We start from the raw sequence: 14246 nt of genomic DNA on the forward strand, positions 1-14246 counted from the left end.
TTACTCCTGCTCGCCCTTAGCCATCAGACGCTCGGCCACTGCTTTCATGGCTTCCGCCACCAGCTGGCGGGCTTCATCCTGGTCAAAGCCGGAGGCCGCTTCCTGAATGCCGGGGTTCTTTTCAATCAGGGTACTGATGCCGTCAAACTGATTGGTCATACGGCCCAGGAAGAGACTGCCCTTGCCGACGATCATGAAGTTGTTGATATCACCAGCACGAATCCCGTCACAACCATGACCCAGGAAAGGCACACCGGAAGGAATATGGCCCTGGGTCAGGGCGTAACCTGGCATGCCGTGTTCCTTGACGAAATTCATCAGCTCACTGCGTTCCAGCTGACCTTCTTTTACCGCCAGCGCCGCGATCATTTTGTAGTTGGCTTCCGGCACATTACCGGCGCCCGCAGGCTTGGTGATTTCTGCGTTCTGCATCTCTGTGGAGAACTTGTCCACGTCGGGGATGGTCCGTCCGGCACGCTTGAGAGGAGCCGAAATCAGGCTGGTCATGACCGCCTGTGGAGAAGAACCGGTGGCAATGGTATGGCGTCCGACAATGTCGGTATTGATAATCGGACTAACACCGTCGTTTTCACTGACCAGCACCGCAAACCCGGCCAGGGCGTCTTCCAGAACCGGCAGCTCTTTCTTCACATGGTCCCGGCCATTCATGGCTAGTTTGGCAACGGCGCCGCCAGCAACGACCATGACATTTTTAAACAATCCGCCTTTGACCAGGGCCGCTGCATGAAGCAGGGCATGGGCAGGCGCTGCACAGAAACCACGCAGGTCGCTGCCAGTGGCCTGTTCACATCCGGACAGTTCACCAATGGCCTTGGCAAAGTTACCACCGCCGCGCTGGTTGATATCACCGCAGGCCTCTTCAGAACACTCAATGATGTAATCCACCTTGGCCAGATCCAGCCCCTGCTTCTTCAGATGCAGAGCCGCCAGGATGCCTGAGGCTTTTACGCTGAGGTTTTCCAGAATGATATGGGCACTGAGGTTTTCATCCTCATCGTGGGCCTGCTTGACGCATCCCACCAGCTCACCGTTCATGGTTAATGGTTCTGCGGTATGAGCCTCCAGCAGCGCATGGATATCGGTCGCTGGCAGGCAGTCTTCCGCCTTCAGCTGGATGTCTTTTAACAGAGGGTGTTCGCTTAGACGGGGATTTACCTGCTCAACAAATTCCGGGGTCAGCTTCACCAGGTCAAAAGCATCGGAGTATTTCAGCAGGGCGAAGAATTCGTCCTGGGGCATGATTTCACCATGGTGGCCAAAGCGCTCGGCTTTTACCGGGTTCTCATACCAGGGGGAAGGAATCTGTTCCAGGGCTGCCGGAGTAATATTACCGATGTAACACTGATTGGCAGGGTAGGCCAGAACATCGGAAAATGGACGGATGCGCTGCTTCAGTCCGGACAGATAGGATTCGTCATTCTGCTTCCGGGCTAAAACCTGAGTGGACCCGAAAGGAATAAAATCAGGCGTATGGGCAAGGATATAGCTCGCCCCTTTAATAACGGGGTAGTCCACGGCAGTAACTCCATATGGCCAGCCGCTGGGGAAGTTAATTCCCGACAGGATAATGAACAGAGTTTTAACAGCGGATTGCCTGAACGATTACCAGTACAAAGGCTACCCAGTATTAAAACCACCCAAAATCGATATTGGTTCATCCCGTTATTGCGTTGATTGTATCTATGGCCGGTTTTCAGCCTGAAAACCAGAACCCGGACATTCAATCAACGCAACTCCGGGTTAATGATCAAGCGAGAAACTTACAGAACTTCTCGCGGTACTCCTTGACCTCACCGATGATTTCATCCACCGGCATGACCATTTCCATCATTCCTACCTGCTCTTCATAGACGTCAGCGTTCACTTCTTCCTTGATCTCTGGGTCTACAATATGGTGTACACGAAGTCCCAACTGGACTCCGGCCAATGGTCCTGCAAAAGTCGGGTCGCCGTTAGTCACGGTTTCAGCAGCCAGGCCTGAGGCCTCAGCTTCTGCACCACCAAGAACAACAACAACGTTCTCGGCACCGTGCTTATCGGTTAATTCCTTGACCCGCTTCTGATTTTCAAGATCCATTGCGCCTGCGCTGGTTCAGACGAAACACTCGGTAGTGCTGAAGACGATTTCCGCACCGGCGGTCTTGACACATTCTTCAATGGCCGGACCAGGTACACCGTCTCGATCACCGAGTATTACGACTTTCTTGCCTTCTAGCATGGCTAAGACTCTCTAAATCGTAATAAGCGATTTGGACTTTTGGTTTTGACCGGTTTCTGACGAAACCCTGCAAAACCCCCTCTGCGCTTTCGCGCTATTCAATCGGAAAACCGATGAATTCTTTCATTTGCTGTGGTGTTATTAACAATATCTGTATTAAAAACAACCGGCAGCTTTATCTGTTCTGTTTAAATATACTGCTTGATAGCCGCTTCAATCTGATCAACATCCAACTCTTCACCAGAAAGATGCTCAACTTTTTCGCCGTCCTTATAAAAGACAATGGAGGGCAGCCCCATCACGCCCTGGCCCATAGCCACACGACGATTGCCTTTGATATTCAGTTTGGCGAATTTCATGTTGCCTTCATACTGCTCAGATAACTTGATGACATCAGGCATCAGTTCCATGCAGCGTCCGCAGCTTTCACCCCAGAAATCCACCATGGCAATGCCTTTATGGTCCTTGATTTCTGCGTCAAAATTCTCTTTACCCAGTTCGATCATGATGTTTTCTCCTAAAGCCGTTTGCCCTTGAAAGGCGTTCCCCTCAAAACAGTGAAGCCAGTTCACTGGGTGCCGGAACATTCAGCCGCTTGTGGGGTTCCCCGTCACGGAACCGGATCACCGTAGGAATCTCGCTGACTTCATAGCGGTCGGCAATATTCCGGCTCTTGTAGGTATCAATGGTCACCAGCTTTGCGGCTTTCTCCGCAGCCAGGGTTTCCAGTTCCTTCATGAGTTCCAGGCTGGACTTGTCCAGAGGGTTCCAGAACATCACCAGGCGATCCCCTTCCGCTTCCAGAACCGACTGGCTCCAGTGCTCTTCTTCAGCGATATAGCGTTCAGCCGCTACAGCCGCCACGGCTCCATCACCGGCAGCAGTTACAACCTGGCGCAGCCATTTGTCGTTAACATCACCGGCACTGAAGACCCCGGGCATGCTGGTGGCCATCTTGTCATCCACCGTCACATAACCCCTGTTCAGCTCAACCACCCCTTCCAGGAACTGGGTGTTGGGCACGGTACCCACAAACATGAAGACACCGTCACAGTCGTGCTCGGTAATCTCACCGGTTTTCAGGTTTTTGATGCGGACGCTGTTGACCAGATCATCCCCGCAGATCTCTTCCACGGTGGAGTTCCAGATATAACTGATCTTGTCGTTGGCGTAGGCTTGCTCCTGGGCAGTACGATCGGCATCCATAGTGCCTTCGTCGTGCAGAACAACCATGCGAACGCTGTTAACAAACTTGGTGAGGAATACAGACTCTTCTACAGCGGTGTTGCCACTGCCGACGACGATGATGTCGAGGTCTTCATAAAATTCTGCGTCGCAGGTCGCGCAGTAGGAAACGCCTTTTGCGGTAAACTCCCGCTCTCCCTTGATGCCGAGGATTCTGGGGTTCGCCCCGGTGGCAACAATGACGGACTTGGCCAGATAGCGGGTGCCGTCCTGGGTGGTGACTTCTTTAGTGAAACCGTCACCGGTCATGGTCAGGCCTGTAACGGTGCCACGCTCAAACTGGACACCGAATTTTTCACAGTGCTCCCGGAACTTATCCATCAGCGCCGGTCCGGTAGACTCGACAGTGCCCGGGTAGTTTTCCAGCTCCGATGTTTTGGCACACTGGCCGCCGGTTCTGGCGCTGCTTTCCAGCAACAGGGTATTCATCTTGCCCCGGGCGCAGTAAACCCCGGCTGATAATCCACCGGCTCCACCGCCGATAATCAGGACGTCTAAGATATCCGACATGGCTTTCCTATCCATTGTTTGCCCTGCATTGACAAAAATGAACAACAGGGACAGTTACAGGTATGAACTTGCCGCGGATACAGTCACTCTTTATCAGGCAGAACAATGAACCACCCGGCCCTTGTATAACAGGCGCTAACCACCTGAGGCTCTAGGGATAGAGAGCAGGCTGTGTCCAACTTGGTGGTCATCATGCGCCTGTTGATTTTTTGATTTATTGATCTGAAACAAGGTTTCCAATAGGAAACACACAATAACGCACAAAATACGTACAAGGCGCACCCCCTTGCATACACCACTTACGACCATTGCTTTTCACTCACCCTCAAGAGTGAAAAAGAAGGGCAATTCACATAGTGACTGTCTATGTTTGAAAGGGTTGGTTTTTTATGGATTGTTCAACGATTGAGACTGTTATTGATGACCAATACCACAGAAAAACTGCAGAAACTGGAAACCCGTGTGGCTAATCTTGGAGCCCGTGAGTCATTCCACCGCCATGAAGATGGCCCAGGCTCCTGTCAGGTAGGCGAGGCTCAGGCGCAGCACACCAATGATTTACTGGAGAAGATTCTGGAAAAAAAGAGAGTGTTGAATATCGAGCAATGCAGGTTCTGCCACTGAACCTGCCTGTCAGAAATTGGCGTACTTTTTCAGCACTTCAACGATTTCAACCTGGTAGCTGTTGTACCATTTTTCTCTTCCCATAGCCTGGGCGTGAAGATGGTCAGTGTTCTGCTTCCAGGCCTGAATCTGCTCCAGGCTTTTCCAATAGGAAATGGCCATTTCATGGCACCCCTCAGTACAGGAAGTAAACTCTATACACCCGTACTCCTCCATGGCGGTTTGGCGCAGCTTACCGGCCATTTCCACATACTGATCATCCAGCTGCTTGATTTCTGCCCTGAAAATCACTGCGTACATGGTTGTCTCCGGAGCACATTGAACTCTTTAACATTTTTCTATGGTAACCGCTCCCTGGTGCCCGCCGTTATAAATAACCGATGACGTTTATCTGGAAAATCAGAAAACCATACAATACTGACTACCTGCCCCCAGCCTGTCGATAAAGAGGCTCTACCTTAAACAGGTTGGCCTGCAGACCATGGATCCGCGTATCATTAGCCGGGTGAGTGCTCATAAACTCGGGCACGCTCTGCTGGCTCTGGGCAGCCATTTTCTGCCACAGACTGACGGCCGCTTTCGGGTTATAACCCGCCCGGGCCATCAGCTCCAGACCAATCAGGTCCGCCTCGGCTTCGTTGGTTCGACTGTTGGGAAGGGTTAGCGCATAGTTCACAACCGCATCCCCCAGGTTCATGGCACCGGGGCTTGCCCCCAGCAGAATCCCCAGAGTGTCTCTACCCAGCTGCATGGCATAGGCCTGGGACATCGCTTCCCGACCGTGTTCCCTCAGGGCGTGGGCCATTTCATGGCCCATAATGGCAGCGATTTCATCATCGGTCAGTTTCAGCTGCTCTATGATCCCGGTGTAAAACATAATCTTGCCACCGGGCATACAGTAGGCATTCAGCTGCTTATCGGTCAGAAGGTTCACTTCCCACTGCCAGGCCCTGGCATCCTGCCGGAATACACCCACCTGAGCAACCAGCCGATCCGCAATGGTTCTCAGGCGTCGGACTTCGGCAGGATCCCGGTTAAGCACTTTTTTCTTTTGAGCCTGCTGCTTCACTTCCCTATAAGCCTCAGCCGCCATCTCATTAACCTGTTTTTCCGAAAGCATGGAAAACATTCGCTGCTCACGGTTTACACCAATAGCTCCGCTGCTTGTGGTCGACACGCTCTGACAACCTGCAAGCCCCAGGCAAAGGCTCACCCCAATTACTTTTAACCACTTCATATCGATTACTTAATCATTGTCGTTTTTAGGATGGCCGGCTATTACTCCGCAGCCCGGTGGACGCGGTAACCTCATCACTACAACTGATCCAGCCAGTGTCCAATCCGCTGGCAGGCAGTCACCAGCCTCGGGCAATTCTGCTCCACTAGGAGGCTCCCTGAAACGCCTGATTTTAACGAGGCAAGGGCCTTTTCACCATTAAAATCCACAAAGGCCAGCCGCACATAGAGCTGGTCGGCTGGCAGGCCAAAGTCCGTTCCTGGCAGCAGGGCTACCTCAGTTTCAGACAACAGTACCTGACACAATTGCTCAGAGCTGACGATCCCCCTTTCCGACAGCCCACTCCGGTAATTCTCAAAATTCACCAGCAGATAAAACCCACCAACCGGGTTAACCATTTCCAACCCCAGCCCCCTGAGATGCCCTGTCATATATCCCGCAATATGCCCCAGAACCTCACGACAATGTTCAAGGTATTCCTGGATTTCAGGGTGATCACCAAAAGCAGTACAGGCAGCATACTGTGTTGGGGCGCTGGTGGATGTAAACGTTTCGCTGGCAATGACCGCCATGGCATCCTGCAGACGGGACAATTCCGGAGGAAACAGCATGATCCCCAGCCGCCAGCCGCCAGCGCCACACCACTTGCTCAAGCCACTGCTGATCACGGTCCCTTCCGGATAATAAGCCGCCATGGAAAGGTGTTGGCCATCAAACCGGGTTTCCCCGTAAATTTCATCGGCGACAATAACAATACGCTGTCGTCTCGCCGCCGCAGCCAGCGCCTTCATATGCTCAGGATCATAACTGGCCCCGGTTGGGTTGGAGGGGTAGTTAAGAATCAATACCCGGGTTTCATCTTCAGGCAGTGGTTCCAGTTGATCCAGCTGCTCAGGCAGAATACGCCACTGGTTCTCAGGCTTAGTGGGAAGGTAACGGACATGGCGCCCCAACATCATTGCCTGGGGGGCATAGGAAACCCAGCTGGGAGCAGGCAAAATAAGCTGGGCATTGCAGGCCATCTGCAGATTGAACAGCAACTCTTTAGAACCCGGCCCCACCAGTACTGACTCCGCCGCATATCGCAGGCCATCTCGTCGCTGGTAATAACCGGCAACCGCCTGGCGCAAGGCATAAAGGCCCCGCACTGGCAGATAGTCTTTTTCATGGGCGTGCTGCTGCAGGCTTCTGGTCACTACCTCGGGAACCGGAAAGGGCGACTGCCCCAATCCCAGCTTAATGATATCGCGACCTTCCCGGATCAGCCGGTTGCTGTATTCGTTGATCTGGAGAGTGGCCGAAGGGGCCAGTGAGCAAACCCTGGGGTTTAATTGACTCGAATCGATCATGGCCTTCGCATCCTTGCGTAACGGTTTTTCAGCAGCGCAGCTTTCACGTCCCCTGAAGCTCAAACTGCTCCTGCCCTTTACCGCAGTCTATGACAGAACCTCCTTTTCCTGAATAGCCATGACCCTTTTTTTTGCCCGCTCCCATCACTCGCCAATCTTGCCTCCATCTTCCCGGCGAATAACCACAGTAGAGGCCCGTGGCCTCACAGTCCCAGAGGTCTCCTCTGTGGCATCTATTGAAGAGGGCCAGTTGCCAGGGTGCTGAATATTAACAAAGAAGCTGGTGTGGTCCGCGTTAAAGGCTATCCCCGTTACTTCACAGCCGTTAGGGCCAACGAAAAAACGTCTCAGCTGAGATTGATTACCGGAGTTAATGACAGGTGAAGTGCCCGAGGCCTGATTCAGTTGCGAAGGAATCACCGCCAGCATCTGGTCATTGGTTTTCTCCTCCACTTCATCGGCGCCATTATCCGTCTGAACCCATAGTATTCCCCTGGGGTCAAACGCCAGACCATCGGGACTGGCCAGCTCATTATTCGCATCCAGTCCTGACCGGTTGATGTCACTGCTGCCACTACGGGGTGAGCCAAATAAAAAGAACTCCCAGTTAAAGGACCGGTGATTTGAATCCTCAGTCCAGCGAATAATATGACCAAACTTGTTATTTTCTCTGGGGTTAGCCGCATTCCCCGTCTCCCGACGGGTGTTATTGGTTAAAGCAACGTAAACCGTGCCATCCCCAGGATCCACTGCCGTCCACTCCGGGCGATCCATGGGGGTAGCCCCCATTAAATCGGCGGCCCCCGGCGTATTCAGGATAATGTCTGCCAATGTGCCAAAACCGGGAATATCCCCCAGTCGACGATGGTCGTTAGTAATGCTGTCAGGTGTCAGCGATAACCACTGGCCTTCACCGGCTTCATTGAACCGGGCAACATATAAAGTGCCGGCGTCCATGTATTTGGCACCGGTAGCCAGGCGATCTTCCGGGTTACTGTCGGCTGGGTTCCAAAGCGCATCGGAAACAAATTTATACAGGTATTCAAATCGGCCATCATGACCTGAATAGAAAACAACGGGTTTGCCCGCCTCCACTTTGCCGAAAGTGCAGTCTTCATGCCTGAACCGGCCCAGAGCGGTTCGCTTAATGGCCTTGCTGCTGGCATTGTATGGGTCAATTTCCACAATATAACCGTGACCATTGGCCTCGTTACGAAAATCTTCCCTGGCATTGCTGCCTGAGGGCGTTAGATCAAAACGGGAAAACTCCCCGGTGATCGATTCATCCGACGGAGTCTCCCAACCGTAGCGTGAACCGCCATCACTGATTCCCAGGCGTACCTGATCATCCGTCCACTGACTGGCATTGTCCGTTCGGGTAAAGTAACCGGGCCAGTTTTCTTCGCAGGTCAGGTAAGTGCCCCAGGGGGTATAGCCGTTACCGCAGTTATTATTGGTACCACGGGCAATTTTTGTGTTGCCTCTTTCGGCAGTATACCGGGTAACAAGAAAGTCTTTCGGGCTGTCAGCAATGGGACCAGAAATGTCTATTTCGGTTGCGGAAGTGATACGCCGGTTGTAATCACTGTCTCTTACAACGTCCCATACGCCGTCCACCACTTTAATGTGAATGACCGATACCCCGTGAGCGTTGATCTCTTTACGGACCTCTTCAACTGGACGAATTCCGCCGTTTTCTGTGTCGCCATTGGGGTGAAGGGCTCCCTGGTCAATGTATTCATGATTAATGCAGAGAATCCCTTCACTTAAGCCGTTCCCAAGAGGGAAGAAATGCATGCCGTCGTGGTGCATACCCATGGCATTTAACTGATCGGAGGAAGTGTTGGTTCCATCCTCCTTCCACCCACTGGCCAGCCCGTTGATGGGAGTCCCCCAGGGAGCCAGAATTTCCGCCTTGTAGCCAGGGGGGACAACCACCGCATCCCGTTTTGAGCCAGGAACCGACTCAAACCCCAGAGTCAGTTCAGGTTCCCCAGGTGCATCCGGTGACGTTGTGTCATTACTGCCACATCCTGCCAGACCAGCCCCCGCTAAAGCCGCAAAAGCAGAGACGACGGCGGTCCGTTTCAGCATGCCCCGTCGGCTAAGCTCTATTTCCAGTACTTTTGAAATGGGTCGGTTGCCACTGTGGTTATAGAGGGTGGCATCAAAGGTCTCTTTACTCATGTTGTTGTCACTTCCCGGTTAGTGAGTCGGTTCCAGTCCAGGCGTTATTACAAAACAACAACGTTACAATTTAATGTCCCGCTCTCACTCTCCGGTTTATCCGGGTCAGGGTTCGAGAGGGAAAGGCTGAGGAATGAGGGAGGTGGCTGCCAGGAGCAAGGTGTGGGTATACAAATACTCCGTTGGAATCCTGGCAATGGGAGTCACCCCGGCATAGCCGGGGGAAATTTGATCCTATATTACAGGGCCGAAATATCCGCCTCCCTCAACTTTCTGGCCACCAGCACCATATTTTTCAACGCCGCTTCCACTTCCGGCCAGTCACGGGTTTTCAGGCCACAGTCCGGATTAATCCAGAGCCTTTCTTTGGGTATTTTCCGGGCAGCTCGGGTCATCAGTTCCATCATCCATTGTGTATCCGGGACATTGGGGGAGTGGATGTCGTATACCCCCGGACCAATCTCATTGGGGTATTCAAACCGCTCAAAAGCATCCAGCAGCTCCATATCGGAACGGGAGGTTTCAATGGTGATAACATCCGCATCCATGGCGGCAATGTATTCAATGATGTCATTGAATTCGCTGTAACACATATGGGTATGAATCTGGGTTTCATCCCTGACACCGCTGGCGGCAATGCGAAAACTTTTCACCGCCCACTCCAGATATCCGGGCCAGTCCGCCTTTCTCAGGGGCAGGCCTTCCCGAATGGCCGGTTCGTCAATCTGAATGACCCCAATGCCATGACTCTCCAGGTCCTGCACTTCATCCCTGAGAGCCAGGGCCAGCTGCACACAGGACTCTTTGCGATCCACATCCTCCCGGGGAAAAGACCAGCAAAGAATGGTCACCGGTCCGGTGAGCATGCCTTTTACCGGTTTGCGGGTCTGGGCCTGGGCATAGCAGCTCCAGTTGACCGTCATGGGTTCAGGCCGGCTGATATCGCCGATGATCACCGGAGGTTTGACACAGCGGCTGCCATAACTCTGAACCCAGCCATTCCCCGTGAAGGCAAAACCGTCCAGCAACTGTCCAAAGTACTCGACCATGTCATTGCGCTCTGCCTCACCGTGAACCAGTACATCCAGCCCCAGAGCTTCCTGTTTCTGGATCGTGTTGCAGATTTCCTCCTCCATAGCCTTAACGTAATGCTGCTCATCCAGCTCTCCTTTACGGTACTGAAGCCGTTTACTTCGAATCTCCCGGGTCTGGGGAAAAGAGCCGATGGTGGTGGTGGGGTACAAAGGCAATTTAAGCTTGTCCGACTGGACTTCCGCTCTTCTGGTATAAGGCGATGACCGCTGATCAATGGTTTTATCACCGGCTATGGCTGTCACCCTCTGCTCAACCTCTTTATTATGAATCCGGGGTGATTGCTGGCGGGCCAGTACCACTCGATCCGACTCCGCAACCGCCCTCTTCAACTCAGCCAGCTCCTCCTGGTCAGACTCCAGTGCCGCAAGGCCCCCCGCAGCCAATACCCGGCCAAGCAGTGATACCTCAGAACATTTCTGCCGGGCAAAGGCAAACCAGGACTTCAGCTCTTCATCCAGCGCTGTTTCATTCTCAAGGTCCACCGGAACATGAAGCAAGGAACAGCTGGGGGCGACCCAGAGCCGGTTGCCAAGACGCTCCCGGGCCTCTTCCAGCTGCCCCAGAATGCTTCCAAGATCGGCCCTCCAGATATTGCGCCCGTTGACCACTCCGGCAGACAGTACCTTGTAGGCAGGCAGGCGATCCAGCAATGCTGGCAGTTGAGAAGCATCCCGTACCAGGTCCACATGCAGTCCATCCACCGGCAAGTTAACGACGGTTGTCGTCGTACCATTAAGCCCACCAAAATAGGTCGCCAGCATCATTTTCAATCCGCTGTTCTGCAGACGGTTATAGGCAGCTTCAAAAGCCTGCTGCCATTCGGGGGGCAGATCCAGGGTCAGAATAGGCTCGTCAATCTGCACCCATTCACTGCTGGTTTCCGACAGCTGTTCCGCCAGCCTGGCAAGCACCTCACTGTAAACATCCAGAACCCCATCCAGCAGTTCCAGCCGGTCAAAATCAGCCCCCTTCACCTTGGCCAGCCAGAGCCAGGTCAATGGCCCCAGCAGCACCGGCTTGACCGAATGCCCCAGGGCAATGGCCTCAGCGGTCTCTTCCAGAATCGCCGTATTCGCCAGGTGGAAGGTCTGTCCCTGGCTGACCTCCGGGACCATATAGTGGTAGTTGGTATCAAACCATTTGGTCATCTCACAGGCGGCAGCAGGCTGACCGGAAGGAGCACGTCCCCGGGCCATTCGAAATAGCGTATCAATATCACCGGGATCAGCACTGTTGCTTTCACTGGAGCCATTAAACCGTTCAGGAACCGCCCCCAGCATCAGAGAATGGTTCAATACCTGGTCGTACCAGGCAAAATCTCCCACAGGCACCAACTCCAGTCCGGCATCGGCCTGCAACTGCCAGTGCTGTTTTCTCAAACACCGGCCTTCATTGAGCAGCTGCTCTTTGGAGAGGGCTCCCTGCCAATAGCTTTCCAGGGCTTTTTTCAACTCCCTGTTGGCTCCAATCCTCGGGAAGCCAAGGCTGTGTGTCGTTGCCATGTTGAGACTCCATGGAAATCGTCAAAGTTATTATTGTTGAAATCTGAAACGGTGCTTAGGGAGCGTTTGCAACTTGCCATAAGACCAGCCGTTAAGTGGAGTGGATTCTGTGGCAGGAGTATGATTGAATCAAACTCATTTTTTTAATGATAAAAATGAGTAAATCTAATAATAAACCCTCAATATCGCTATAAACGACAGAACTCAACCAATGGCAAACAAAAACCTGGGCCTGGAACTGCGTTACCTGAAGACCCTGAAGGCCCTCCATCAAAGTGGCAGCCTGGTGGAAGCCGCCAATCGCCTTCACCTGACCCAATCCGCCCTGTCTCACCAGCTGAAAGAACTGGAGCACAGAATCGGTATGGAAGTCTTTATCCGGAAAACCCGTCCTCCCCGTTTCACCACGGCAGGCCTGAAGCTGCTGGAACTGGCGGAAGACGTACTGCCAAAGTTCAAAGCCACAGAACAGAGCCTGCTGAGACTGGCCGGTGGTGAGTCAGGGAGGCTGCACATTGCCATCGAGTGTCACAGTTGCTACCAGTGGTTAATGCCCACCATTGGCGACTATCGCCAACACTGGCCGGAGGTGGAAATGGATTTTTCCACCGGCTTCCATTTTGCCCCTCTTCCCGCCCTGTCCCGGGGAGAGCTTGATCTGGTGGTCACGTCCGACCCGGCCTCAATCCCCGGCATTGATTACCTCCCCCTGTTTCGCTATGAAATGCTGCTGGCCATCGCCAGGACCCACCCGTTGCGGGAAAAGAGCTTCATTCAACCAGAGGATCTGAGGCAGGAAGTACTGATTACCTATCCGGTGGAACAGGAACGCCTGGCCATTTTCCACGATTTTCTCGACCCGGCGGATATTGAGCCTGCCGGTGTCCGAACCGCAGAGCTGACCCTGATGATGCTGCAGCTGGTGGCCAGTCAGCGGGGGGTATCCGCCCTGCCCAGCTGGGCTTTATCGGAATACCTCGACCGAAACCAGGTGGCCGCCGTCCGGTTGGGAAAGGAAGGCCTCTGGTCAACTCTGTATGCAGCCGTTAGAACAGAGCAGAAAGATCAGCCCTATATCACCAGCTTTGTGGAATCGGCCCGGGACACCTGTTTTGACTCACTGCCAGGCATTACTCCGGCGGAATAAGCGGTTATCCATAGAGCCCTGGTATCACAGGAGGGCTGCCCGAACCCGACATTCCACCAAAGTCGATCAACCTTATGTCGAACAGCCATGGCTTCTGAATCTTGTTAACATCGGGCCAATTATCAAAATAAACAACAACAGGAACAGGCATGCACCTGTTCTCTTTTAAATACTTGATTTAATTATCGACCTCCCCATTGTGGAGGCATTGATTGATGAAAACAGGGAGGTTCATCATGTCAGCCACTCAAAGAATCAGCCATAACCATCACGTGCCGCAGTCAAAGCCGGTTCAAGCTCAGAAACCGGCAAAACATGGCAATAAAAAAGTGCGTCTGGCACAGGTAGCAAGACCTAACACTCCACCCGCCAGGAAAAAAGAGGCGTTGCCTAAAACCAAGCCCGTCGGCTTACAGGAACGTGCTCTGGTTAATCAGCAAAACTACCGCCCAAACAATGCAGTTCACCGTCAGAACCAGAAACAGCCGGTCAGGGTTGATGAAAATGGTGTTCGCTATACCAATGCCAAAGCCGAGCCTGTTAAGTGCAATAAAGCGCAGGCACGAAAGAAGCTTCAAAAACCCGGTCAGTACCAGGATCTTCAGATCATCGGCCAGAAAATTAAACTGAACCCAGGGCCTGATCAGGCAGAAAAAAAGATCGCTGTAAAAACAACGAAAGCCTGCTCTCTGGATGAGGCTTTAAACATTGTTCGAGGAGAGGTTCCAAAGCAAAGAACAAGAGCGAAGTGGGGCAAGCCAGATCCACAGCCCAACTACGCTCAAGAAAATGGAAAAGCCAGGAAAAAATGGGACAAGCCGGATCCAAAGCCAAACTTTGCCCGAGAGCCTGGAAAGGCCAGAAAAAAGTGGGGCAAGCCGGAACAGAACCCGAAACTGGCCTGTGACCATAAAGAGGAATCGCTTCCGCAACAGAAGGAAAGCAATGAGGCAAAAGCTTCAGCACCGCAGCCCTGTCAAAAAGCCTTGCAATCCAAAATGGTTGATCTGCGAAACAAACACCTTGAAAAAATGAAGCAGTTTGCTCCCAACATTTACAACAAGGTCACAAGGGGGCACTGATTTCCCCCACCAGAACAACAGGCTGCCTG

At 52.9% G+C, this 14246-nt stretch carries 12 protein-coding genes; 3 read left to right on the plus strand and 9 right to left on the minus strand.

All coding sequences use genetic code 11. From position 1 onward, the window contains the following. The 4 genes from grdC to ACNRUY_RS01545 form a co-directional block, all read right to left on the minus strand. Positions 1 to 1536: a glycine/sarcosine/betaine reductase complex component C subunit beta gene (gene grdC / locus ACNRUY_RS01530; protein WP_488109869.1), complete on the minus strand. Its 1536-nt coding sequence runs from the start codon at positions 1534 to 1536 to the stop codon at positions 1 to 3. A 232-nt stretch (positions 1537 to 1768) separates the two neighbouring features. Next, positions 1769 to 2239 (minus strand): glycine/sarcosine/betaine reductase complex selenoprotein A, encoded by a 471-nt coding sequence (gene grdA / locus ACNRUY_RS01535; RefSeq protein ID WP_488109870.1) that lies wholly within the window; start codon positions 2237 to 2239, stop codon positions 1769 to 1771. A gap of 188 nt (positions 2240 to 2427) precedes the next feature. Next, positions 2428 to 2745, minus strand: coding sequence for a thioredoxin TrxA (trxA, locus tag ACNRUY_RS01540; RefSeq protein WP_488109871.1), 318 nt, complete (start codon positions 2743 to 2745; stop codon positions 2428 to 2430). 43 nt (positions 2746 to 2788) lie between these two features. Further along, complete coding sequence (locus tag ACNRUY_RS01545; protein ID WP_488109872.1) at positions 2789 to 3994, minus strand: FAD-dependent oxidoreductase; 1206 nt, start codon at positions 3992 to 3994, stop codon at positions 2789 to 2791. 366 nt (positions 3995 to 4360) lie between these two features. Here ACNRUY_RS01545 and ACNRUY_RS01550 point away from each other — a divergent pair, with 366 nt between their 5' ends. Next, complete coding sequence (locus tag ACNRUY_RS01550; RefSeq protein ID WP_488109873.1) at positions 4361 to 4618, plus strand: hypothetical protein; 258 nt, start codon at positions 4361 to 4363, stop codon at positions 4616 to 4618. Positions 4619 to 4627: 9 nt separating this feature from the next. Here the strand turns inward: ACNRUY_RS01550 and ACNRUY_RS01555 are convergent, their stop codons facing one another. The 5 genes from ACNRUY_RS01555 to metE form a co-directional block, all read right to left on the minus strand. After that, a complete protein-coding gene (locus ACNRUY_RS01555) occupies positions 4628 to 4918 on the minus strand; it encodes an antibiotic biosynthesis monooxygenase family protein (protein WP_488109874.1) in 291 nt (96 codons plus the stop codon). A 121-nt stretch (positions 4919 to 5039) separates the two neighbouring features. Next, entirely contained in the window at positions 5040 to 5795 is a 756-nt protein-coding gene (locus tag ACNRUY_RS01560; protein ID WP_488109875.1) for a M48 family metallopeptidase, read from the minus strand. A gap of 137 nt (positions 5796 to 5932) precedes the next feature. After that, positions 5933 to 7204 (minus strand): pyridoxal phosphate-dependent aminotransferase, encoded by a 1272-nt coding sequence (locus ACNRUY_RS01565; RefSeq protein ID WP_488109876.1) that lies wholly within the window; start codon positions 7202 to 7204, stop codon positions 5933 to 5935. Between the two features lie 144 nt (positions 7205 to 7348). After that, entirely contained in the window at positions 7349 to 9391 is a 2043-nt protein-coding gene (locus tag ACNRUY_RS01570; RefSeq protein ID WP_488109877.1) for a PhoX family protein, read from the minus strand. A 239-nt stretch (positions 9392 to 9630) separates the two neighbouring features. Beyond that, on the minus strand, positions 9631 to 11988 hold the full coding sequence (gene metE, locus ACNRUY_RS01575) for a 5-methyltetrahydropteroyltriglutamate--homocysteine S-methyltransferase (RefSeq protein WP_488109878.1): 2358 nt from the start codon (positions 11986 to 11988) through the stop codon (positions 9631 to 9633). Positions 11989 to 12199: 211 nt separating this feature from the next. Between metE and ACNRUY_RS01580 the strand changes: the two genes are divergently transcribed. Continuing rightward, entirely contained in the window at positions 12200 to 13135 is a 936-nt protein-coding gene (locus ACNRUY_RS01580) for a LysR family transcriptional regulator (protein ID WP_488109879.1), read from the plus strand. 236 nt (positions 13136 to 13371) lie between these two features. Then, positions 13372 to 14217, plus strand: coding sequence for a hypothetical protein (locus tag ACNRUY_RS01585; RefSeq protein ID WP_488109880.1), 846 nt, complete (start codon positions 13372 to 13374; stop codon positions 14215 to 14217). Positions 14218 to 14246: the final 29 nt, after the last annotated feature.

The sequence above is a fragment of the Endozoicomonas sp. Z74 genome (assembly GCF_057680865.1).